Below are 22,400 nucleotides of genomic sequence, written 5' to 3'. Positions count from 1 at the left end.
CAGCACCGGTTCGCCCGAACCGGCGGCGGCTGTCAGCGTCCGCGGTCCGGCGGCGCATGCTTCATCCCCCGGGGCCGCACGATGTCATCCTCCCCCTGAATGACCCAGGACGGGCCGCCCCTGGATTCGGCGCGGCTTTCGTCCACCCGGCGTCTGAACGACGCTTCCTCATGAAATGCGAGTTCGCCGCCCACGGGCTGGCGCGACGGCGTGCGCACGCACTTTTCCGCGCTGCGCCGCCCGGCATGCCGCCGCCTGATCGGCGAGCTCGACTTCCATGATTCGATAACCCGCGATCGCCGCCGTGCAGCGTGTCGTCCGACACGGGCGGCGTGCGGTCGTGTGATCGCGACGTGTGTCGCGCGTGTCGTGCAGAGCCGTTGAGCAGTTCAGTTAGATATCCGAATCAAGTAGCGTGGCGTCGCGAGACGGGAGACAACGAAGATGGAGACGGTCAGCTCCCGGCCGCGTTCGCTGTTGCGTCATCCAGCACATGTGAACCGAGGGAAAACAAGATGAACAAGTCGTTCAAGTCGATCTGGAACGAAGCACTGGGGGCGTGGGTTGCAGCGTCCGAGCTCGATCGCGCGCGCGGCAAGCGCGTGGCGTCGTCGAGGAGTGCGGGCGAGCAGGCTCTCCACGAAGGCGCCGTCGCGAGCATGGCAACGCCGCCTGGGTTGTCGCCCCGGCGGCTGGTCATGATGATGGCCGCCGCGTACCTCGGACTGTTTCAGATGGGCGCCCACGCACAGTATTCGGCCGGTGGCGGCTCCGCGACGGGCGGCGCCAGTTCGACCGCGGTCGGCAACGGCGCGCTTGCCTCGCAGACGAATGCGACCGCGTTCGGTAATCTGGCGACGGCGGCGGGCCTGTCGTCCACGGCGATCGGCCCGGGTGCGCACGCGATGGGGGATGGCGGGACGGCCATCGGCATCAACTCGCAGGCGAACGGCGTCAATAGCGTGGCGATGGGCGTGCAGGCGCTCGGTTCAGGGGCTTACGCGGTTGCGCTCGGCAACCTGTCGAGCGCGACGCAAAGCGGCTCGGTGGCGCTCGGTAGCGGCGCGGCGGCGACCGGCGTGTCCGCGATCGGGCTCGGCAACAATGCGTTCGCGTCGGGCCAGTATGCGGCGGCACTCGGGCTCGGGGCGAGCGCGGCGGGGGCGCAAAGCATCGCGCTCGGCTATGCGTCGCATGCCGACCTGACGGGCGCGGTCGCCCTCGGCAACCAGTCGACCAGCTCGGGCGCGGCCGGTGTTGCCGTGGGCAGCGGCGCGCTGGCTTCCGGCAATTCGGGCGTGGCAATGGGGGTGAACAGCGGCGCGAAGGGCACGTCGTCGATCGCCATCGGCTGGGGCGGCACCGCAGGCGTACCCGGCTCGGGCACGGAGGCGCTCGGCACCAGTTCGATCGCGCTGGGATCGAATACGACGGCCGGCGCCAACAACGCGGCCGCATTCGGCCTGAACGCCAATGCATCGGGCGTCAGTTCGATCGCGATGGGCGTGCAGGCGACCGCGACGCAGCAGTTTGCCATTGCGCTCGGCAACCTCGCGCTCGCGACCGGTATCTCGGCGAGTGCACTGGGGCCGGGCGCGAAGGCGTCTGCATCGAATTCGACGGCGATCGGCATCAACAGCGCGGCGGCGGCGACATCGACCGTCGCGATCGGCGACAGCAACTCGGTCGCGGCAGCCGCCGGCGCTGGCTCGATCGCCGGCGGCAACTTGTCGAAGGTCCTGGGCGGCACCGGCGCCGTCGCGCTCGGTTTTGGCCAGACCGTCAGCGGCGACGGCGCGGTCGCCATCGGCGACCCGAGCACCGCGATCGGCACCGGCGCGGTCACGGCCGGTTCGAACAACACCGCGAACGGCAACGGCGCGGTGGCGATTGGCAACTCGAACAATGCGCAAGGCACCGGCTCGCTCGCGCTCGGCAATACGTCGGTGGCGGCAGCGGCGGGCGCGGTGGCGTTCGGCGCGTCGGCCGTGGCGAACAATGCAAACGATGTGGCGCTCGGCTCCGGTTCGGTGACGGCCGCGCCGAATCCGACCGCCACCGGCACCATCGGCGGCGTCACGTATACGTTCAACGGCGTCAATCCGGTCAGCGTCGTCAGCGTCGGCGCGGTAGGAACCGAGCGTCAGATCACCAACGTCGCGGCAGGGCGGATCAGTCCGACGAGTACGGATGCGATCAACGGCTCGCAGCTCGATGCGACGAACCAGGCGGTGACGTCGCTGTCGACGTCGACGTTGTCCAGCATCACGTCGTTGTCGACCGGGGTTTCGTCGTTGTCGACGGGATTGAGCTCGACCAACAGTTCGGTCGCGTCGCTGTCGACTTCGACGTCGACCGGCATCGGTTCGTTGTCCACGGGCCTCAGCTCGACCAACAGTTCGGTGACGTCGCTGTCGACGTCCACGTCGACGGGGCTGTCGTCGGCGAACAGCGCGATCACGTCGCTGTCCACGTCGACGTCGACCGGCATCAACTCGCTGTCCACGGGCCTGAGCTCGACGAACAGCTCGGTGACGTCGCTGTCGACGTCCACGTCGACGGGTTTGTCGTCGGCGAATAGCGCGATCACGTCGCTGTCCACGTCGACGTCGACCGGCATCAATTCGCTGTCCACGGGCCTGAGCTCGACCAACAGCACGGTGACGTCGCTGTCGACGTCCACGTCGACGGGTCTGTCGTCGGCGAATAGCGCGATCACGTCGCTGTCCACGTCGACGTCGACCGGCATCAACTCGTTGTCCACCGGCCTGAGCTCGACCAACAGCACGGTTACTTCGCTGTCGACCTCCACGTCGACGGGGCTGTCGTCGGCGAACAGCGCGATCACATCGCTGTCGACTTCGACGTCCACGGGTATCGGTTCGCTGTCCACCGGCTTGAGCTCGACCAACAGCGCGGTCACGTCGCTGTCGACATCGACGTCAACGGGCATCAGCTCGTTGTCGACCGGCCTGAGTTCGACGAACAGCACGGTTACGTCGCTTTCCACGTCGACCTCAACGGGCATCAGCTCGTTGTCGACCGGCCTGAGCTCGACGAACAGCACGGTCACGTCGCTGTCGACCTCGACGTCGACCGGCATCAATTCGCTGTCCACCGGCCTGAGTTCGACGAACAGCACGGTCGTGTCGCTGTCGACTTCGACGTCCACGGGCATCGGTTCGCTGTCGACCGGCTTGAGCTCGACGAACAGCACGGTCACGTCGCTGTCCACGTCGACGTCCACGGGCATCAGCTCGCTGTCGACCGGCCTGAGCTCGACGAACAGCACGGTCACGTCGCTGTCCACGTCGACGTCTACCGGCATCGGCTCGTTGTCCACCGGCCTGAGCGCGACGAACAGCAACCTGACGTCGCTGTCGACCGCCACGTCGACGGGCATCGGTTCGCTGTCGACGGGCCTGAGCTCGATCGTGAACAACAACACCAATCTCGGCAACAGCACGGCCGGCGCGATCGGCGGCGGCTCGACCTACGACCCGACGACCGGCACGATCTCGGCGCCGTCGTACGTGACGTACAACAGCGACGGGTCGACGATCATCAACAACAGCGTCGGCTCGGCGATCGACAACATCAACGCGCACGGCATCAAGTATTTCCACGCGAACTCGACCGCGCCGGACAGCCAGGCGATCGGCGTCGACAGCGTCGCGATCGGCCCGAACGCGATCTCGCTCGTGAACGGCAGCATCGCGCTCGGTTCCGGTTCGGTCGCCGATCGGCCGACGGCGCCGTCGTCCGGCATCATCCGCAACGGCACCGCGGCGATCCCGTTCAACACGACGGACCAGACGCTGCTCGGCGCGGTGTCGGTCGGCGACGCGACGAACCGGACGTATCGCCAGATCACCAACGTCGCGGACGGCACCGGGCAGCAGGACGCGGTGACGGTACGGCAGCTGGCCGGCGCGTTGCAGTCGTTCGCGGTCACGGGCCAGAAGTACTTCCACGCGAATTCGACGGCCGGCGACTCGCTCGCGGTCGGCGCGGAATCGGTCGCGGTCGGGCCGACGACGGTCGTGAACGGCGACAACGGCGTGGGCATCGGCAACGGCGCGATCGTCGACCAGACCGCACCTGGCGGCGTCGCGATCGGGCAGGCGGCGAGTTCCGCGCAGGCCGACGCGATCGCGCTCGGCAGCGGTGCGTCGGCCCTCGGCGCGCAGTCGGTCGCGCAGGGTGCCAATGCGTCGGCGGTCAGCGTGGGCAGCGTCGCGCTCGGCTCGGGTGCGCACAGCACCGCCACCGATGCGCTCGCGCTCGGCGCCGGCGCGTCGGCGACGCTCGCGAACAGCGTCGCGCTGGGCGCCGGTTCGCTGACCACGGTCGGCGCGCTGACGAACTACGTCGCGTACGGCCTGAGCAGCCCGCAGTCGTCGGCCGGTGAAGTGAACATCGGCAACCGGCAGATCACGGGCCTCGCCGCGGGCAAGAACGGCACGGACGCGGTGAACGTGTCGCAGCTCGACTCGGTCGCGAACCAGTTGACGACGCTGATCGATCAACGCACGACCAATCTCGGCGGTCAGTACACGACGAACCCGCCCGGCGGCAACGTGCCGCCGGGGGCGAGCGGTTCGAATTCGTCGGCGGGCGGTTCGGGGGCGGTCGCATCGGGCTCGAACAGCACGGCGGTCGGCAACGCATCGACGGCGTCCGGAAACGGCTCGACGGCGATCGGCGTCGGCGCGACCGCGTCGGGCAGCAATTCGACGGCGATCGGCACGGGCAGCAACGACGGCGGCCGCTCGAGCGTCGTCGCGGTCGGCTCGGCGGATTCGCCGCGACAGGTCGTCAACGTCGCGGCGGGCACGCAGGGCACGGATGCGGTGAACGTGAACCAGCTGAATGCGGTCTCGAACCAGTTCACGCAGTCGCTGAACACGGTCAACAACCAGATCTCGCAGATGCAGCAGCAGATCCAGCAGACCGATTCGATGGCGCGCGAGGGGATCGCCGCGACGGCCGCGTTGGCGTCGATCCCGCACATGGACCGCGACTCGAACTTCGCGATGGGCGTCGGTACCGCGACATTCCAGGGTCAGAAGGCCATGGCCGTCGGCGTGCAGGCGCGCCTCACGGAGAACCTGAAGGCGACGCTGAACGGCGGCTTCGCCGGCAGCCAGCGCGTCGTCGGCGCGGGCGTGCTGTATCAGTGGAAGTAATCGCGCGCGACGGTCCGTTCCGGCACGCGCTGCCGGAGCGGACCGCGTCGAACGCAAACGCACGCGGATGCGGCCGCGCCATCGCGCCGCACGCGCTGCGCCCATCGCATTTTCGGAGTAATCAAGTGAAAAACATCCATCTTGCACTGCTGGCGTCCGTCGTTTCCCTCGCTGCCTGCTCGAGCGCGTCGGGGCCGACGTACAACGCATACGAATTGCAGTCCCGTGACGGCATCCGCACCTTCCGCGTCGACTGTCACGGCATCCTGTCGAGCGCGCAGACCTGCATGAAGGTCGCGACGCGCATGTGCGGCAACGACGCCGTGCGCGTGGTCGATTCCACGACGCCTTACCGCGACGGCGCCGATCCGCACTCGATGGTGTTCCAGTGCGGCGCGGCACCCGCGCCGGTCGCCGCGGCCGTCGCGCCGGCACCCGCCGCGGTCGAGAAGGTGAGCCTGACCGGCGATGCCTATTTCGCGACCGATTCGGCCGTGCTGACGTCGGCCGCCACCGCCGCGCTCGACAAGCTGATGAACCAGCAAGGCGACCGGCATTTCGCGCGCGTGGAAGTGGACGGTTATACCGACGCGACCGGCTCGGATACGCACAACCAGGCGCTGTCGAAGCGTCGGGCCGATGCTGTCGCGGGGTATCTGCGTGAACACGGGCTGAAGGCGGATTCGTTTGCCGCGACGGGGCATGGAGAAGCCAATCCGGCGGCAACGAACGATACCGTCGAAGGGCGGGCGCGCAATCGCCGGGTGGAAATCTCGCTGCAGAAGTAGGACGTGGCGACCGGGTCGCCGCACGCGCGGCCGTCGAAACCGGACGGGTCGCTTGCGGCGGCGGTGCCGTGCGAGGATGCGCGACGCCGACGAAGGCACCGCGTCACGCGGTGCGTGCCCGCGGCCGCCGTCGTCGTTGCATGGACGCCGCCGCCGCACGGCGACTTGCGTCCGGCACGCGAGTCATTCGTTCGACGGATCAGCCGATCAGTGCCGGATCACGCAGACGGCCACGATTTCGTATCCGGGGTCGGCATGCGTGTTTGCCGCCTTTTCGGCTTCCTCATACGAAGCGAAGGACGTGGCATTTTCAATCGCCGGTGCCATGCCGATATCGCCGTCCTCGGCAGTGCAGAGGAATTGCTCGCCGGTCTTCACGACGTAGACGGACATCATGATTCCCTCCAGGGTTTGCAGGGGGAAATTCCAGTCTAGCAGCCAAACGTGCACAATACCGGCATGCGAACCCCCGACCTTGAATGCCTTGTCACCGTTACCATGCCCTTCGGAAAATACAAGGGCCGACGCCTTGCCGACCTGCCCGGCCCTTACCTCAACTGGCTGGCGCGCGAAGGATTCCCGCGCGGCGAACTCGGCCGACAGCTCGCGCTGATGCACGAGATCGACCATAACGGTCTGAGGGAACTTCTGGCGCCCCTGCGCAAACCCGGCTATCCAGCCGCCGATGCTGACATAAAATAACAAAAGGCTCTGTCGCGGATAAACCGCTGGCAAAAGAGGGGTGCCAACATGAGACGCCTTTATTTTCTCGTACCCGATACGCAGATGGCGAAGGCGATCGTCGATGACTTGCTGCGCGCTCGCATCATCTGGCGCCATATTCACGTTCTCGCCGATCACAGCGTCACGCTCGATCAGTTGCCCGAAGCATCTCTGCTGCAAAGCAGCGATGTCGTGCACGCGCTCGAGCGAGGCGTCGCACTCGGCGGCGCGACAGGCGCGCTTATCGGTCTCGTCGCGCTGGTATTTCCCCCAGCGGAGCTCGTGATCGCGGGCGGTGCCGTCGTCGGATTGACGCTGGCGGGCGCGGGCTTCGGCGCGTGGACGGCCGCGATGATCGGCATTGCCGAACCGAATGGGCGACTCGCGCGCTTTCGCGAGGCCATCCGGCAAGGCCAGATCCTGATCATGGCCGACGTGCCGCCGCTGCGAGAGGAGGAAATCTCGGAGATGGTCGCGCAGCATTTTCCCAAGGCGGATCTGGAAGGCGGCGAGCCCACGACGCCGATCTTCCCCTGATAGCGAAAACCGGCACACGCGAACACCTGCGCTCATCGACGCGATTCGTCGGACGCGTGTTCGCGTTGCCGCGACCATGGGCGGCATTGCGTTGCGTTTCGACGCGGCCGCCGGTGGTGTTGCGGAATGGCAGGGCGAACGTGTCGCGGTGCGTTGCGCCGGCTCCGGGTCCGGCGATTCCGAATCGCACACGGAACAGTCTTTTTGACGCGAAGGGCGCGTTCTGAACCTGAGTGCTGAAGCTGAACCGTCAGCAAGGAGGTCATATGGAACTGCACATGCAATCGCACCATTGGGAACGGCGCACGCCGGACTGGGTCTCCGCTGCCGTGGCCGGCCTGGCGGGCGGCGCGCTGGTGATCGCGCTGGAATTTTTCTGGTCGACGCTGGTGCTCCATGAAAGCCCGTGGCGACCGACCCACAAGATCGCTGCGATGGTGATGGGGCGCGGCGCGCTCAGCCAGTTGTCGCAATTCAGCCTTGAAATCGTCGCGATGGCGCTGCTGCTGCATTACGTGCTCGGCGCGATCATGGGGATGATGCTCGCCGCGATCATGGCGCCGTTCCGGTTCGATTCGAGCGTCGGCATGGAGGCGGTGATCGGGCTGGCCTTCGGGCTCGTCGCGTACCTGTGGAACTTTTATGTGATGACGGCCGTGTTCCCGTGGTTCATCTCGGAGCGCGGTTCCGGCCCCTTGCTGGCCAACCTGCTGTTCGGCGTGGTTGCGGCCGTCGCCTATGGCCAGCTGGAGCGATGGCGCAGGCCGAGCAGGATGGAGTGACGCGGCGCTTTTGTCGACGCTCGCGCCGACCTGAACACCCGTCGGCCCCGATAGACGGCCGCGTCGGCAGTCCCTGCCGGCGGCGGCCGTTTTTGCATCGCATCGCCGCATGCAAGGCCGCCGTTCGCGCCGTTCGTGCGAGGTATGCGCGTCCGCGTTTCGCCGCCTTGCACGATGCAGGGCCGAGGACTACCTTTTCTTAAGAGCCGTCGTGGGCAGCGCGTCGCGAAGCGGTCCCGGCACAGGTGCCGGCGCGGACGATACGACGAATGCGACATGCGCCGACGCGGCGCGACGACGCCAGCAGCGTCGTGTCGGCGGCTCGAGTGCGTGACACGCAGCGAGGCGGCCTATGGCCCTTGCGATTGCTCTGGTCCTGATCATCGCAGTGGCGGTGGGGTTTCACTTTGCCAGTCCGTGGTGGATCACGCCGATCGCGTCGAATTGGGTGCGCATGGACGACATGCTGACGATCACGCTCGTCATCACCGGCGCGTTCTTCATCGCGATCAACCTGTTCATCGTGCTCGCACTGGTGCGCTACCGCCATCGCAGCGGTCGTCGCGCCGCCTACGAGCCGCACAACAGGCGGCTGGAATGGTGGCTGATCGGCCTGACCTCGGTCGGCGTGGCCGCATTGCTGGCACCGGGGCTGTTCGTCTATGCGGACTACGTGCGACCGCCGCACAAGGTGCTGCAGATGGAAGTGCTCGGCCAGCAATGGCAATGGCGCTTCCGCTTCGCGGGCCCCGGCGGCAAGCTGGGCACGACGGACGTGCGCTACGTCAGCACCGACAACCCGTTCGGCCTGAACCCCGGCGACCCCAACGGCCGCGACAATTACCTGATCGACGCGTCCGAAGTGCACTTGCCGCTCAACCAGCCGGTGCAGGTGCTGGCACGGTCGCGTGACGTGCTGCACGACTTCTACGTGCCGCCGTTCCGCGCGCGGATGAACATGGTGCCGGGCATGGTGACCACCTTCTGGTTCACGCCGACCAAGGCCGGGCGTTACGACATCCTGTGCGCGCAGCTCTGCGGCATCGGGCACTCGAACATGCGCGGCGTGGTGGTGGTGGAAGACGAAGCGTCGTTCTCGCGCTGGCTCGCGCGGCAGCCCACGTTCACGCAGCGGCAGCAGGCGAACGTGCAGGCCGCTCCGGCCGCCGCGGGCGGCAGCGCCCAAGCGCTGGCCGACCAGGGCAAGGCGCTCGCGGCGGCGAAGGGCTGCATCGCCTGCCATACCGTGGACGGCACGCCGCGCGTGGGCCCCACATGGAAGGGCCTGTACGGCAAGACCGAAACGATGGCCGACGGCAGCACCGCGAAGGTGGACGACGCCTATCTGCGCGCGTTCATCAGCAACCCGACGGCCCGTGTGGTGAAGGGTTTCTCGCCGATCATGCCGCACTTCGACCTGAGCGATCAGGAACTGGCCGCACTCGTGGCCTATATCAAGGCGCAAGGCGCGCCGGACGCCAGCAGCGCGGCGCAGCGCTAGCGGAGCACACCCCATGACTTACGCGCACTCCGATCACGGCCCGCAGAGCTTCTGGACCCGCTACGTCTGGAGCCAGGACCACAAGGTCATCGCTGTGCAGTACGCGCTGACGGCCATCGCCATCGGCCTCGTCGGCCTGGTGCTGTCGAACCTGATGCGGCTGCAGCTCGGCTTCCCGGGCAAGTTCGCGTTCATCGACGCGAACCACTACTACCAGTTTGTCACGATGCACGGGATGATCATGGTGATCTACCTGCTGACGGCGCTGTTCCTGGGCGGCTTCGGCAACTACCTGATCCCGCTGATGCTGGGCGCGCGCGACATGGTGTTCCCGTTTCTCAACATGCTGAGCTTCTGGGTCTACCTGCTCGCCGTGCTGGTGCTGACCGCGAGCTTCTTCGTGCCGGGCGGGCCGACCGGCGCGGGCTGGACGCTGTATCCGCCGCAGGCCATCCTGCCGGGCACGCCGGGCGTGGAATGGGGCATCGTGCTGATGCTGGTGTCGCTGGCGATCTTCATCGTCGCGGCGACGATGGGCGGCCTGAACTACGTCACCACCACGCTGCAGGCGCGCACGCGCGGCATGACGCTGATGCGCATGCCGCTCACGGTGTGGGGCATCTTCACCGCGACCATCATGGCGCTGCTGGCGTTTCCGGCACTGTTCGTGTCGGCGGTGATGATGCTGTTCGACAAGACGCTCGGCACCAGCTTCTTCGTGCCGGCCGTGGTGTCGATGGGGCAGACGCTCAACCATGCCGGCGGCAGCCCGCTGCTGTTCCAGCACCTGTTCTGGTTCTTCGGGCATCCGGAGGTCTACATCGTCGCGCTGCCGGCGTTCGGCATCGCGTCGGACCTGATCAGCACGCACGCGCGCAAGAGCATCTTCGGCTACCGGATGATGGTGTGGGCGATCGTCATGATCGGCGCGCTGAGCTTCGTGGTCTGGGCTCACCACATGTTCATCGCCGGCATGAATCCGTACTTCGGCTTCTTCTTTGCCACCACCACGCTGATCATCGCCGTGCCGACCGCGCTCAAGGTCTACAACTGGGTGCTGACGCTGTGGCGCGGCGATATCCACCTGACCGTGCCGATGCTGTTCGCGATCGGCTTCATCAGCACCTTCGTCCTCGGCGGGCTGACCGGGCTGTTCCTCGGCAACGTGAGCGTGGACATTCCGCTGTCGAACACGTACTTCGTGGTCGCGCACTTCCATATGGTGATGGCCGTGTCGCCGATCCTGGTAGTGTTCGGCGGCCTCTACCACTGGTATCCGCTGGTGACGGGCCGCATGCTGAACGACACGCTCGGGCGCCTGCACTTCTGGTTCACCTTCGTCGGCACTTATGCGATCTACTTCCCGATGCACTATCTCGGCGTCCTCGGCATGCCGCGACGCTATTACGCGTATGAGGGCTACAGCTTCATTCCGCATTCGGCGCAGACGCTCAACGCCTTCATCACCGTCGTTGCGCTGATCGTCGGCGTGGCGCAGCTGCTGTTCCTGTTCAACCTGGCGTGGAGCCTCGTGCACGGCAAGCGTGCCGACGGCAATCCGTGGCGGGCCACCACGCTGGAATGGCAGACGCCGCAATCGCCACCGGCGCACGGAAACTGGGGCGCCGCGCTGCCGGTCGTCTATCGCTGGGCATACGAATACAGTCCGGCAGGGGAGGCGGAAGATTTCGTCCCCCAAAACCGGCCGCCCGCAACGGCGCCCGAGCCCGCGCCGGCCCGGCCGACGCTTCACTCCGGCGAGGCACACGAATGACCACGCTGCCGCGCCCCTTCGGTCCCGACGCGCAACCGGTCCTGCCGAATGCGGGCCGCACGGGCCTGATCGTCTTCATGGCGGTGGCCACGACGTTGTTTGCCCTGCTGCTGCTCGCCTATGGGATGCGCATGCGCGAACCCGACTGGCAGCCGATCCCGCATCCGGCGCTGCTGTGGTGGAACACCGGTGCGCTGGTGCTGGCCAGCATCGCGATGCAGCGCGCACGACGGATGACCTTGCACCGCGCGGTGTGGCTGGTATCCGGCGGCGTGCTGGCGGCGCTGTTCGTGATCGGGCAACTGACCGCCTGGCGCATGCTGTCCGCCGCCGGGCAGACCGTCACCGTCAATCCTTCCAACAGCTTCCTGTACCTGCTCACCGGCCTGCACGGGTTGCATGTGCTGGGCGGACTGGTGGCCTGGGTCGTCACGATCGCGCTTGTGCGGCGCGCGGACCCGTTCCGCGCCCAGCGCGCCATTGCGCTGTGCGCCATCTATTGGCATTTCCTGCTGGCTGTCTGGCTCGTGCTGCTGGCGGCGATGTGGTGGATGACCCCCGCGATCGTCGCCGCCATCTGCGGGCCGCTATATGGAGCCGCGCCATGACCGTGCCCACGCTCCCCACTGAATCATCCGTCGGCGAATCGGCCCAGCTCGCCCCCGCCGAAGCCGGGCCCGACGGCTGGCGCGGCATCGTCACGGACTGGGCGGGCGACCGCGAAGCCTTCAAGGTGCCGTGGGGCAAGGCGATGATGTGGATCTTCCTGCTGTCGGACACCTTCGTCTTCAGCAGCTTCCTGATCGGCTACATGTCGGTGCGCATCTCGACCACGGCGCCGTGGCCCGACACGTCCAAGGTATTCGGGCTCACGGTGGGCGGCGTGGATGTACCGTTGCTGCTGATCGCGATCATGACGTTCATCCTGATCAGCAGCAGCGGCACGATGGCGATGGCCGTCAATTTCGGCTACCGGCGCAACGCGAAGCGCGCCGCCGTGCTGTTGCTGGCGACCGCGCTGCTGGGCGCGGCCTTCGTGTCGATGCAGGCGCTCGAATGGACCAAGCTGATCGTCCATGAAGGTATCCGCCCGTGGGGCAACCCGCTGGGCGCGGCGCAGTTCGGCGCGTGCTTCTTCACGATCACCGGGTTCCACGGCTTTCACGTGACCTGCGGCGTGATCTACCTGCTGCTGATCGCACGCAAGGTGCTGCAACCGGGGTTCACCGAGCACGGCAACTTCCAGATCGTCGAGATTGCCGGCCTGTACTGGCACTTCGTCGACCTGGTGTGGGTGTTCATCTTCGCGCTGTTCTATTTGTGGTGAGGCAGGCCATGGACCATACCGATCCCGCCGATCGTCCCGAGGCCGCGCACGGCCAGCAGCATCCGATCGGCGTCTACCTGAAGATCTGGGGCCTGCTGTTCGTTCTGAGCACGTTGTCGTATCTCGTGGACTACTTCCACGTGCAGGGCCTGCTGCGCTGGGTGCTGATCGTCGTGCTCATGATCGCCAAGGCCGGGCTGATCGTGTCGATTTTCATGCACATGATGTGGGAGCGGCTGGCGCTGGTGTACGCGATCCTGATACCGCCGCTGTGCCTGCTGGTGCTCATGGTGCTGATGGCCGCCGAAGCGCATCACACGTTCGGCATGCGGGAACTCTTCTTTCACTGACCCAGGGCATCCGTTCACGCAAACCTGAAGGGAGGACCTCATGAAATTTTCACGCCGACGTTTCCTTACAGCCACCACCGTGCTGGCTTCCGCGCTGGCCGTGGGCCGCCGCGCGGCGGCGGCGGATGCCGTTGCCGTGCAGGAATCCGATGCAAACGCCCAGGCCCTCGGCTACAAGACGGACGCGAGCCGGGTCGATCGGGCGAAGTTCCCGAAATTTCAGGCGGGCGAGGCCTGTTCGAACTGCCAGTTCTTCCAGGGCAAGGCCGGTGTCGCGATGGCGCCGTGCGCCATTTTCGGCGGCAAGCAGGTCAATGCGAAAGGCTGGTGCAGCGCCTATGTGAAAAAGGCGTAGCGAGCGGGGGGCATGACGGGATCCCCGCGCGGCGCACCGGATCGAGCACATACAATGTGAGCGTCCGTCGGCCTGCGCTTCGCCATGACCTGGGTGACGCGCGGGCCGCTCCGCCCGCGACCCGCCAAGGCCAACATGGAAATCAAATGGATCGAGGACTTCCTCGCGCTCGCTCAATATCAAAGCTTTTCCCGTGCGGCTGAATTTCGCAACGTCACGCAGTCGGGCTTCAGCCGTCGCATCCAGTCGCTCGAACAGTGGATCGGCGCCGAACTGATCGACCGCAGCAGCTTTCCGCCGGTGCTGACGCCGGCGGGCCGGCTGTTTCGCGAGACGGCCGAAGACGTGCTCAGCCGCCTGTTCGACACGCGGGCCATCATCCGCACCGAGCAACGGATTGCCGGCAAGAGCCTGCAGATCGCCGCGGGCCACACGATCGCGCTGAGCTTCCTGCCGGGCTGGCTCAAGGCGCTCGCCCCGCATTTCGGCGAAGTGCGGGCGCGCGTCATTCCGACCAACGTCCATGACTCGATCCTGATGCTCGTCAACGGCAACTGCGAGCTGATGTTTGCCTATCACCATCCCGAGCTGCCGCTCCATCTCGACCCGGCGAAGTACGAGCACCTGACGGTCGGCCTCGACACGTTGATGCCGGCATGCCGGCCGAACCAGCGCTCGGCGCCCGCGTTTCGCCTGCCCGGAACGAAGCAGAGCCCGCTGCCGCTGATCTCCTATACGGAGACCAGCTATTTCGGCCGCTGCCTCGCGCTGCTGCTCGGCCGTGCCCCCGATGCGCCGGCCTTGCAGCTGCACTACGAGTCGGACATGGCCGAGGTGCTGAAGAAACTCGTCATGGAAGGCGAGGGCGTCGCGTGGCTGCCCCGCAGCGCCATCGCCGCCGAGCTGGCGGCCGGCGAACTCGTCCCGGCGGGTCCGGCGGCGTGGAATCTCGAAGTCGAGCTGCGCGTGTATCGCGACGTGTCCAACCGCAGTGAATTCCTCGACACGCTGTGGCAGCACCTGCGCGCGGCGCCTTCCCGGCTCGGCTGAGTCAGGGTTTTCCCGCCTTATGCGGCGCTCGCATACCGCCATGTTGCACCGGCATCACGGTTTTATCGACCGTCCCTACCATTCGTTCCAACGGCAATCGTGACGCGTGACCGGCGTCGCGCGGCCCTCTTCGCAGCGCTCGTTCGCCCCCGGCGGCAGGGCGCCACCCAAGGACGAATGGACATGAAAAATCGCCTTACCTTCAGCATTGCAGTCGGCATGATCCTCGGTGTCGTCGCCGGTTATGCGTGCCACACCCACATCGCGGATCCGGGCACCCTCAAAACCGTCGCCGGCTATTTCTCGATCGTCACCGACATCTTCCTGCGCCTGATCAAGATGATCATCGCGCCGCTGGTGTTCGTCACGCTCGTGTCCGGCCTGGCCGGCATGGACAGCGGCGAGGACGTCGGCCGCATCGGCCTGCGCTCGATCGGGTGGTTCGTCTGCGCGTCGCTGATTTCGTTGAGCCTGGGCCTCGTCATGGCCAATGCGCTGCAGCCGGGTGCGGGCCTGAACCTCGCGGCCTCCGCCGCCGAGGTCGACACCGGACTGAATACCGCCGCGCTGAACGCGCGGGACGTGATCACGCATGCGTTCCCGACCAGCCTGCTCGACGCGATGGCGCGCAACGACATCCTGCAGATCCTGGTGTTCTCGGTCTTTCTCGGCATCGGGCTGAGCGCGCTGAAGCACGACAAGCGGGTCGGCGTCGTGATCCAGTCGATCGACGGCATGGTGCCGGTGATGCTGCGCCTGACCAACTACGTGATGCGCGCGGCGCCGCTCGGCGTATTCGGTGCGATCGCCGCGTCGGTCACGCTGCGCGGGCTCGACGTGATCTATACGTATGGCAAGCTGATCGGCGCGTTCTACCTCGGCTTGCTCGTCCTCTGGACGCTGCTGATCGGCGCCGGCTACGTGTTTCTCGGGCGACGCGTCGGCAGCCTGCTGAAGGCCGTACGCGAACCCGCGCTGATTGCCTTCTCGACCGCGAGCAGCGAGGCCGCGTATCCGCGCCTGACCGAGCAGCTCGAGCAGTTCGGCGTGGACAAGAAGGTGGTGGGCTTCACGCTGCCGCTCGGTTACGCGTTCAACCTGGACGGTTCGATGATGTATCAGGCGTTTGCCGCCATCTTCATCGCGCAGGCGTTCGGCGTGCACATGCCGGTGTCGGAGCAGGTGTTCATGTTGCTGGTGCTGATGTTGAGCAGCAAGGGGATGGCGAGCGTGCCGCGCGGCTCGGTGGTCGTGGTCGCGGCGGTCGCGCCGATGTTCCATCTGCCGGTGGCCGGCGTCGCGATGATTCTGGCGATCGACCAGATTCTCGACATGGGCCGCACGATGACGAACGTGATCGGCAACAGCGTGGCGACGGCGGTGATCGCGAAATGGGAGAGCCGGCGTGCTACGAAGTCGCAAGCCGCCGCCGTATTCGATCAGCCGGAGAGCGCATGATGCACATGGATGGCGTGAATGCCCGGCGCAAGTTCGGCGTGGTGGGCGGCCTCGGGCCGCTGGGCAGTGCCGATGTGTTCTTCAAGATGGTGAAGGCGACGCCTGCGTCGTCCGACGAGGAGCACGCCGAGATGATCTTCGAGCAATACCCGTTCAAGGGCTCGGGGTCGGGCAGCGCGGCGACCATCGAACGCAAGCTGTACGTGTTCGACATGATCCGGGCGTTCGAGAAGCGGGGCGTGACGACGGTCGTGCTGCCGTGCTTCCTGAGCCACACGTTCATCGACGAGCTGAAGGCAAACACGAGCCTGCCGATCGTGGATATCGTCGAAGCGGTGCGCAGCCATGTACGGCGCAAGTATCCCGACGCGACGCGCATCGGCGTGCTGGCGTCCGACTACGTGCGCGACAAGCGACTCTTCGAAGCGTACTTCCCGGCGCCGCAATTCGACATCGTCCATCCGCGGTCGCACGACGGGATCGACCTCGTGACCGAAGCGATCTACGGCGCCGACGGCATCAAGCGCGGCAATCTTCGAGGCCGTCCGGTCGAACTGCTGCGCCGCGCATGCGAGGACCTTGCCGATCAGGGCGTGCAGGTGATCGTTCCGGGGCTGACCGAGATCGCGCTGGTCACGGATGAAATCGGCCCGCAGCGCGTACCGCTCGTGGATTCGAACCTCGCGTATGCGCAGTACGCGGTGACCGGGCAACCGGGTTCGCGCGCGGCGACGTTCAAGATCGGCGTGGTCGGCGGGGTCGGCCCGGCCGCGACGGTCGATTTTCTGGACAAGATCGTGCGCAACACGCCGGCATCGCGCGATCAGGACCATATCAAGCTGCTGGTCGAACAGAATCCGCAGATTCCCGATCGAACCGAGAACCTGGTGGGCGCCGGCGCGGATCCGACGATCTCCCTGTACGCGACCTGCAAGAAACTCGAGGACGGCGATGCCGACGTCATCGCGATTCCGTGCAACACCGCGCATGCGTTCGTCGAGCGGATTCAGCCTTGGCTCGGCATTCCGATCGTCAACATGCTGACCGTCACGGTCGCCCACCTGCGCGACACCTATCCGGCGCTGCGGGAGGTCGGTGTGCTGGCCACGTCCGGCACGATCGAAAGCGGGGTCTACCAGAAGGCGCTGGAATCGCAGGGACTCCGGCAAGTGGCGCCGGGGCCGGCGTTGCAGGCGCGCGTGATGGAAGCGATCTACGGCACGCGGGGTGTCAAGGCCGGCTTCACGGCCGGACGGTGCGAGGAAGATATCGGCGCGGCCATCGAGGCGTTGATGGACGAAGGCGTGAGCGTGATCGTGCTCGGCTGTACCGAACTGCCGATCCTGCTGCCGGGCGGCGAATATGTCGCGCGGAGCGGGCGCCGGGCGACGCTCGTCGATCCGACCGACGTGCTTGCGCGCACGTGCATTGCGTATGCGACGGCGGGCGGCGGCTGAGTCGCCCCCTGTTCCAGGCTGGCGTCGATGAGCGGAGTGATCCGGCCCGTTTTCGCCCTTCGCGCCGCTCGTGGAAAACTGTATGAATATACAGTATAGTATCCGTCGAACTCGAGCGGCGCGGGCATGACCCGTGCGGCACGTGCGCCGCGTCTGCGGGCATCCGCCGCAGCGTTCCGGCACCGTGATTCCGGCTAACTCATTCAGACGGGCAGGCAAATTGTCATCCAGCAATCTGATCCGCATTCGCGGAGCACGTCAGCACAACCTCAAGAACCTCGATCTCGATCTGCGCACCGGCGAAATGACGGTCGTCACCGGCCCGTCGGGCTCCGGCAAGTCGAGCCTCGTGTTCGACACGCTGTACGCGGAAGGCCAGCGGCGCTACGTCGAGACGTTCAGCGCGTATGCGCGGCAGTTCCTCGACCGGATGGACCGGCCGCAGGTCGAGCGCGTCGACGGCGTGCCGCCCGCGATCGCGATCGACCAGACCAACCCGGTCCGCAGCTCGCGCTCGACGGTCGGCACGATGACCGAGCTCAACGATCACCTGAAGCTGTTGTACGCGCGCGCGGCCGAGCTGTTCGACCGCCAGACCGCGCGGCAGGTGCGGCATGACACGCCCGAGACGATCTACGCGGAACTCGTCGAGCGCACGCGCGCCGACGATCCGCGCGTCGTCGTCACGTTCCCGGTCGAGCTGCCGGAAAGCGCGTCCGAGGACGAAGTCGCGCAGTGGCTGTCCGCGAGCGGCTACACGCGCGTGCAGGCGCAGCGCGAAGTCGCGTCGCCCACCGGCCCGCGCAAGCTGCTCGACGTGGTGGCCGACCGCTTCCGCGTGCAGCAGGCCGACAAGGTGCGCGTGGTCGAGGCGATCGAGGCGTCGCTGAAGCGCGGCGGCGGCCGCGTGAACGTCTACGTGCTGGCGCCGGACGCGGACAACGCGCTCGCCGCAACCGTCGAGCCGCAGGTGTGGCGTTTCTCCACCGGGCTGCACGATCCCGACAGCGACCTGCGCTACGCAGAGCCGCAGGCAGCGCTGTTCTCGTTCAACTCGGCCTACGGCGCATGCGAAACCTGCCGCGGCTTCGGCCGCGTGATCGGCGTCGATCTCGGCCTCGTGATCCCCGACGCGCGCAAGACGCTGCGCGGCGGCGCGATCAAGCCGATGCAGACGCCCGCCTGGAAGGAATGCCAGGACGACCTGATGCGCTACGCGGCGAAAGCCGGCATCCCGCGCGACACGCCGTGGTCCGAGCTGACGGACGCCCAGCGCGAATGGGTGATCAACGGCTCGCCGGACTGGAACGGCAAGTGGCAGAGCCAGTGGTACGGCGTCAAACGCTTCTTCGGCTATCTCGAATCGAAAGCGTACAAGATGCATATCCGCGTGCTGCTGTCGAAGTACCGCAGCTACACGCCGTGCGACGTGTGCGGCGGCGCGCGCCTGAAGACGGAATCGCTTCAATGGCGGCTCGGCTCGAAGGCGAACGCCGACGCGGTGCTCGCGCCCGCTGATCGCTTCCTGCCGCGTGGCGTCGACTGGACGCGCGCGCAGCTCGAGGCGCTGCCGGGCCTGACGGTGCACGACCTGATGCTGCTGCCGATCGAGCGCATCCGCCGCTTCTTCGACGACGTGAGCCTGCCGAGCGCGCTGCTCGACGACGCGCTGAAGCTGCTGCTCGCCGAGGTGCGCACGCGCCTGAAATACCTGTGCGACGTCGGGCTCGGCTACCTGACGCTCGACCGGCAGAGCCGCACGCTGTCCGGCGGCGAGGTCCAGCGGATCAACCTGACCACGGCGCTCGGCACGTCGCTCACGAAAACGCTGTTCGTGCTCGACGAGCCGAGCATCGGGCTGCATCCGCGCGACCTCACGCGAATCGTCGAGGCAATGCAGCGGCTGCGCGACGCGGGCAATACGCTGGTCGTCGTCGAGCACGATCCGTCGGTGATGCTCGCGGCCGACCGGCTGATCGACATGGGCCCGGGGCCCGGCGAGCGCGGCGGCACGATCGTCTACGACGGCACGCCGGGCGACATCCGCTCCGCGCACACGCTGACGGGCGAGTATCTCGGCGGCCGCAAGCACGTCGCGCATGCGTCGAACTGGGCGCGCCGTCCGGTGGACGCGAACACGCCGCGCATCGTGCTGGCAGGCGCGACCGAGCACAACCTGCGCGACGTGACGGTCGAGATTCCGCTGCAGCGGCTCGTGTGCGTGACGGGCGTGTCGGGTTCCGGCAAGTCGACGCTGCTGCAGGACGTGCTCTATCCGGCGATGGCGCGCCACCACGGCAAGGCGACCGAGTCGCCGGGCGCGTTCCGCAACTTGACGGGGGCCGATCAGGTCGGCGACGTCGTGTTCGTCGATCAGTCGCCGATCGGCAAGACCACGCGGTCGAACCCGGCCAGCTATGTCGGCGCGTTCGACGAGATCCGCAAGCTGTTCGCGAAGGCGCCGCTCGCGCTGCAACGCGGCTACGGCGCGGGCACGTTCAGCTTCAACTCGGGCGACGGCCGTTGCCCGACTTGCGGCGGCTCGGGCTTCGAGCACATCGAAATGCAGTTCCTGAGCGACGTCTACCTGCGTTGCCCGGACTGCGACGGCAGCCGCTACCGCGCCGAGATTCTCGAAGTGCGCATCGAGCGCGACGGCCGTGCGCTGAACATCGCCGACGTGCTCGACCTGACCGTCAGCGAGGCGACCGGGTTCTTCGCGACCGATGCCGAGGTGCTGCGCGTGCTGCAGCCGATCGTCGACGTCGGTCTCGAATACGTGAAGCTCGGCCAGCCGGTGCCGACGTTGTCCGGCGGCGAAGCGCAGCGGCTGAAGCTGGCCGGCTTCCTCGCAGAATCGGCGGCGGCGGCCGGCGGGCGCCGCGTCGCCAGCGAGGAGGCGCGCGTCGCGCGGGCGAAGCTGTTCATGTTCGACGAGCCGACCACCGGGCTGCACTTCGACGACATCGCGAAGCTGATGCAGGCGTTCGGCAAGCTGCTCGCGGCCGGCCATTCGCTGATCGTGATCGAGCACAACCTCGACGTGATCCGCGCAGCCGACTGGCTGATCGATCTCGGCCCGGAAGGCGGCGACGGCGGCGGCCGCGTGCTGTGCGCGGGCACGCCCGACGACGTGAAGGCTTGCGCGGAATCGCATACCGGCGTCGCGCTGCTGCAGTACGACCGCGCGATGGATGGCGAAACGGCGCTGGCCGACGAAGGCGTGCCGCTGCAGGCCGTGCTGAACGCCGCACGCGAGCGGCGCGCGATCGAGGGCGAGGACGTCGTGCGGATCGTCAATGCGCGCGAGCACAACCTGAAGGCGCTCGACGTCGATATCCCGCACGGCAAGTTCAACGTGATCACCGGCGTGTCGGGTTCCGGCAAGTCGACGCTCGCGTTCGACATCCTGTTTCACGAAGGCCAGCGCCGCTACCTCGAATCGCTGAACGCGTATGCGCGCTCGATCGTGCAGCCGGCCGGGCGGCCGGAAGTCGACGCGGTGTACGGCATTCCGCCGACGGTGGCGATCGAGCAGCGCCTGTCGCGCGGCGGCCGCAAGAGCACGGTCGCGACCACGTCCGAAGTCTGGCACTTCCTGCGGCTGCTGTATGTGAAGCTCGGCCTCCAGCATTGCATCCACGACGGCACGCCGGTCACGTCGCAAACCGTCGAGTCGATCGCCGCGCAGCTGCTGCGCGACCATCGCGGCGAGCACGTCGGGCTGCTCGCGCCGCTCGTCGTCAACCGCAAGGGCGTGTATACCGATCTCGCGAAGTGGGCGAAGGCGCGCGGCAGCACGCATCTGCGCGTGGACGGCGAGTTCGTGACGGTCGATCCGTGGCCGAAGCTCGATCGCTTCCGCGAGCATACGATCGAGCTGCCGGTGGCCGATATCGTCGTGTCGCCGGACGACGAAGCCGAATTGCGGCGGGTGCTCGACGAGACGCTCGAACTCGGCAAGGGCGTGATGCACCTGCTCGCGCCGTTGGACGGGCTGCACCACGCGATGCAGAACGATCATTCGACCGCGCGCGTCGGCGAGGTCAAGGTGCTGTCGGTCAAGCGCGCGTGCCCGGTGTGCGGCACGAGCTATCCGGAACTCGATCCGCGGATGTTCTCGTACAACAGCAAGCATGGCTGGTGCACGACCTGCGTCGGCACGGGCGTCACGCTCACACGCGAACAGCGCGCGGCGTACGACGACACGGTACGCGCCGGGGATGATCGCGGCCGCGAGCAGACGCTGCCGTCGGACGAACAGGAACCGGAAGGCGTCGGCAACGAGCCGTGCCCGGATTGCGGCGGCACGCGCCTGAACCCGTCCGCGCGCGCGGTCACGTTCGATGCGCATCCGATCGTCGAGGTCGCGCAGTGGACAGTGTCCGATACGCGCCGCTGGATCGACGCGCTGGAGCTGACCGGCCGCGACGCGCAGATCGCACGCGACATCGTCAGCGAGATCGGCAGCCGCCTCGCGTTTCTCGAGGAAGTCGGGCTCGGCTATCTGAGCCTCGATCGCGCGGCGCCGAGCCTGTCGGGCGGCGAAGCCCAGCGTATCCGGCTCGCCGCGCAGCTCGGCAGCAACCTGCAGGGCGTGTGCTACGTGCTCGACGAGCCGACGATCGGCCTGCATCCGCGCGACAACCGGATCCTGCTGGACGCGCTGCGCAAGCTCGGCGACAAGGGCAACACGCTCGTCGTCGTCGAGCATGACGAGGACACGATTCGGCGCGCCGATCACATCATCGACGTCGGCCCGGGCGCCGGCAAGCGCGGCGGCACGCTGGTCGCCGAGGGCGCGGTCGCCGATCTGGCCGCGCAGCCGGATTCGGTGACGGGGCGCCTGCTCGCGCAGCCGATGACGCACCCGCTGCAACCGCGCCGCGCGGTGAGCCTGGCGGGCAAGAAGGGCGCACCGGCGGTGCCGGAGGCCTGGCTGACCGTGCACGGCGCGACGCTGCACAACCTGCGCGACGTCACCGTCGGCATTCCGCTCGCGCGGCTCGTCGCGGTGACGGGCGTGAGCGGCTCCGGCAAGTCGACGCTCGCGCGCGACGTGCTGATGACGAACCTGCTCGACGCGGTCGGCCGCTCGGTGCTGTCGTC

16 protein-coding genes are annotated in these 22,400 nt (G+C 67.2%); 15 read left to right on the top strand and 1 reads right to left on the bottom strand.

All coding sequences use genetic code 11. The annotated features are described in order from the left end of the window. Positions 1–515: 515 nt before the first annotated feature. Both F3J14_RS36095 and F3J14_RS17730 read left to right on the top strand, forming a co-directional pair. Complete coding sequence (locus tag F3J14_RS36095; RefSeq protein ID WP_166724115.1) at positions 516–5,189, top strand: YadA-like family protein; 4,674 nt, start codon at positions 516–518, stop codon at positions 5,187–5,189. A 125-nt stretch (positions 5,190–5,314) separates the two neighbouring features. Next, positions 5,315–5,977: an OmpA family protein gene (locus tag F3J14_RS17730; protein WP_166724113.1), complete on the top strand. Its 663-nt coding sequence runs from the start codon at positions 5,315–5,317 to the stop codon at positions 5,975–5,977. A gap of 207 nt (positions 5,978–6,184) precedes the next feature. Here the strand turns inward: F3J14_RS17730 and F3J14_RS17725 are convergent, their stop codons facing one another. Continuing rightward, positions 6,185–6,373, bottom strand: a complete 189-nt coding sequence (locus tag F3J14_RS17725; RefSeq protein ID WP_166724111.1) for a hypothetical protein — start codon at positions 6,371–6,373, stop codon at positions 6,185–6,187. Positions 6,374–6,436: 63 nt separating this feature from the next. Between F3J14_RS17725 and F3J14_RS17720 the strand changes: the two genes are divergently transcribed. The 13 genes from F3J14_RS17720 to uvrA all read left to right on the top strand — a co-directional run. Next, complete coding sequence (locus F3J14_RS17720) at positions 6,437–6,679, top strand: DUF3820 family protein (protein WP_166724110.1); 243 nt, start codon at positions 6,437–6,439, stop codon at positions 6,677–6,679. Between the two features lie 48 nt (positions 6,680–6,727). Continuing rightward, positions 6,728–7,237 (top strand): DUF1269 domain-containing protein, encoded by a 510-nt coding sequence (locus F3J14_RS17715; protein WP_166724108.1) that lies wholly within the window; start codon positions 6,728–6,730, stop codon positions 7,235–7,237. Positions 7,238–7,503: 266 nt separating this feature from the next. Further along, entirely contained in the window at positions 7,504–8,019 is a 516-nt protein-coding gene (locus F3J14_RS17710; protein WP_166724107.1) for a hypothetical protein, read from the top strand. 352 nt (positions 8,020–8,371) lie between these two features. After that, positions 8,372–9,520, top strand: a complete 1,149-nt coding sequence (locus F3J14_RS17705; protein ID WP_166724106.1) for a c-type cytochrome — start codon at positions 8,372–8,374, stop codon at positions 9,518–9,520. A 13-nt stretch (positions 9,521–9,533) separates the two neighbouring features. Then, on the top strand, positions 9,534–11,294 hold the full coding sequence (gene ctaD / locus F3J14_RS17700) for a cytochrome c oxidase subunit I (RefSeq protein ID WP_166724105.1): 1,761 nt from the start codon (positions 9,534–9,536) through the stop codon (positions 11,292–11,294). Then, complete coding sequence (locus F3J14_RS17695) at positions 11,291–11,902, top strand: cytochrome c oxidase subunit 3 (RefSeq protein WP_166724104.1); 612 nt, start codon at positions 11,291–11,293, stop codon at positions 11,900–11,902. The genes ctaD and F3J14_RS17695 overlap by 4 nt, the downstream gene beginning before the upstream one ends. Next, a complete protein-coding gene (locus tag F3J14_RS17690) occupies positions 11,899–12,621 on the top strand; it encodes a heme-copper oxidase subunit III family protein (protein ID WP_166724103.1) in 723 nt (240 codons plus the stop codon). Before F3J14_RS17695 ends, F3J14_RS17690 begins: the two co-directional genes overlap by 4 nt. 8 nt (positions 12,622–12,629) lie before the next feature. Further along, a complete protein-coding gene (locus tag F3J14_RS17685; protein ID WP_166724102.1) occupies positions 12,630–12,971 on the top strand; it encodes a cytochrome C oxidase subunit IV family protein in 342 nt (113 codons plus the stop codon). 40 nt (positions 12,972–13,011) lie between these two features. Continuing rightward, positions 13,012–13,326 (top strand): high-potential iron-sulfur protein, encoded by a 315-nt coding sequence (locus F3J14_RS17680; RefSeq protein WP_166724101.1) that lies wholly within the window; start codon positions 13,012–13,014, stop codon positions 13,324–13,326. Between the two features lie 135 nt (positions 13,327–13,461). Further along, on the top strand, positions 13,462–14,376 hold the full coding sequence (locus tag F3J14_RS17675) for a LysR substrate-binding domain-containing protein (protein WP_166724100.1): 915 nt from the start codon (positions 13,462–13,464) through the stop codon (positions 14,374–14,376). A gap of 183 nt (positions 14,377–14,559) precedes the next feature. Beyond that, complete coding sequence (locus tag F3J14_RS17670) at positions 14,560–15,834, top strand: dicarboxylate/amino acid:cation symporter (RefSeq protein WP_166724099.1); 1,275 nt, start codon at positions 14,560–14,562, stop codon at positions 15,832–15,834. After that, complete coding sequence (locus F3J14_RS17665) at positions 15,831–17,291, top strand: amino acid racemase (RefSeq protein WP_166724098.1); 1,461 nt, start codon at positions 15,831–15,833, stop codon at positions 17,289–17,291. The genes F3J14_RS17670 and F3J14_RS17665 overlap by 4 nt, the downstream gene beginning before the upstream one ends. Before the next feature lie 220 nt (positions 17,292–17,511). Further along, a partial coding sequence (gene uvrA / locus F3J14_RS17660) for an excinuclease ABC subunit UvrA (RefSeq protein ID WP_166724097.1) occupies positions 17,512–22,400 on the top strand: 4,889 nt, incomplete at its 3' end.

The sequence above is a fragment of the Burkholderia sp. Tr-862 genome (assembly GCF_011753085.1).
Lineage (GTDB): Bacteria > Pseudomonadota > Gammaproteobacteria > Burkholderiales > Burkholderiaceae > Burkholderia > Burkholderia ambifaria.
Note: the sequence above shows the minus strand (reverse complement) of the source record. Positions and strands in the feature narration are given on the sequence as shown.

What these genes read in the sequence shown, in the direction of transcription:
- F3J14_RS36095 (WP_166724115.1), top strand. Translation starts at nt 516, where the DNA reads ATGAACAAGTCGTTCAAGTCGATCTGGAACGAAGCACTGGGGGCGTGG.
- F3J14_RS17725 (WP_166724111.1), bottom strand. Translation starts at nt 6,373, where the DNA reads ATGATGTCCGTCTACGTCGTGAAGACCGGCGAGCAATTCCTCTGCACT.
- F3J14_RS17720 (WP_166724110.1), top strand. Translation starts at nt 6,437, where the DNA reads ATGCGAACCCCCGACCTTGAATGCCTTGTCACCGTTACCATGCCCTTC.
- F3J14_RS17715 (WP_166724108.1), top strand. Translation starts at nt 6,728, where the DNA reads ATGAGACGCCTTTATTTTCTCGTACCCGATACGCAGATGGCGAAGGCG.
- F3J14_RS17710 (WP_166724107.1), top strand. Translation starts at nt 7,504, where the DNA reads ATGGAACTGCACATGCAATCGCACCATTGGGAACGGCGCACGCCGGAC.
- F3J14_RS17705 (WP_166724106.1), top strand. Translation starts at nt 8,372, where the DNA reads ATGGCCCTTGCGATTGCTCTGGTCCTGATCATCGCAGTGGCGGTGGGG.
- ctaD (WP_166724105.1), top strand. Translation starts at nt 9,534, where the DNA reads ATGACTTACGCGCACTCCGATCACGGCCCGCAGAGCTTCTGGACCCGC.
- F3J14_RS17695 (WP_166724104.1), top strand. Translation starts at nt 11,291, where the DNA reads ATGACCACGCTGCCGCGCCCCTTCGGTCCCGACGCGCAACCGGTCCTG.
- F3J14_RS17690 (WP_166724103.1), top strand. Translation starts at nt 11,899, where the DNA reads ATGACCGTGCCCACGCTCCCCACTGAATCATCCGTCGGCGAATCGGCC.
- F3J14_RS17685 (WP_166724102.1), top strand. Translation starts at nt 12,630, where the DNA reads ATGGACCATACCGATCCCGCCGATCGTCCCGAGGCCGCGCACGGCCAG.
- F3J14_RS17680 (WP_166724101.1), top strand. Translation starts at nt 13,012, where the DNA reads ATGAAATTTTCACGCCGACGTTTCCTTACAGCCACCACCGTGCTGGCT.
- F3J14_RS17675 (WP_166724100.1), top strand. Translation starts at nt 13,462, where the DNA reads ATGGAAATCAAATGGATCGAGGACTTCCTCGCGCTCGCTCAATATCAA.
- F3J14_RS17670 (WP_166724099.1), top strand. Translation starts at nt 14,560, where the DNA reads ATGAAAAATCGCCTTACCTTCAGCATTGCAGTCGGCATGATCCTCGGT.
- F3J14_RS17665 (WP_166724098.1), top strand. Translation starts at nt 15,831, where the DNA reads ATGATGCACATGGATGGCGTGAATGCCCGGCGCAAGTTCGGCGTGGTG.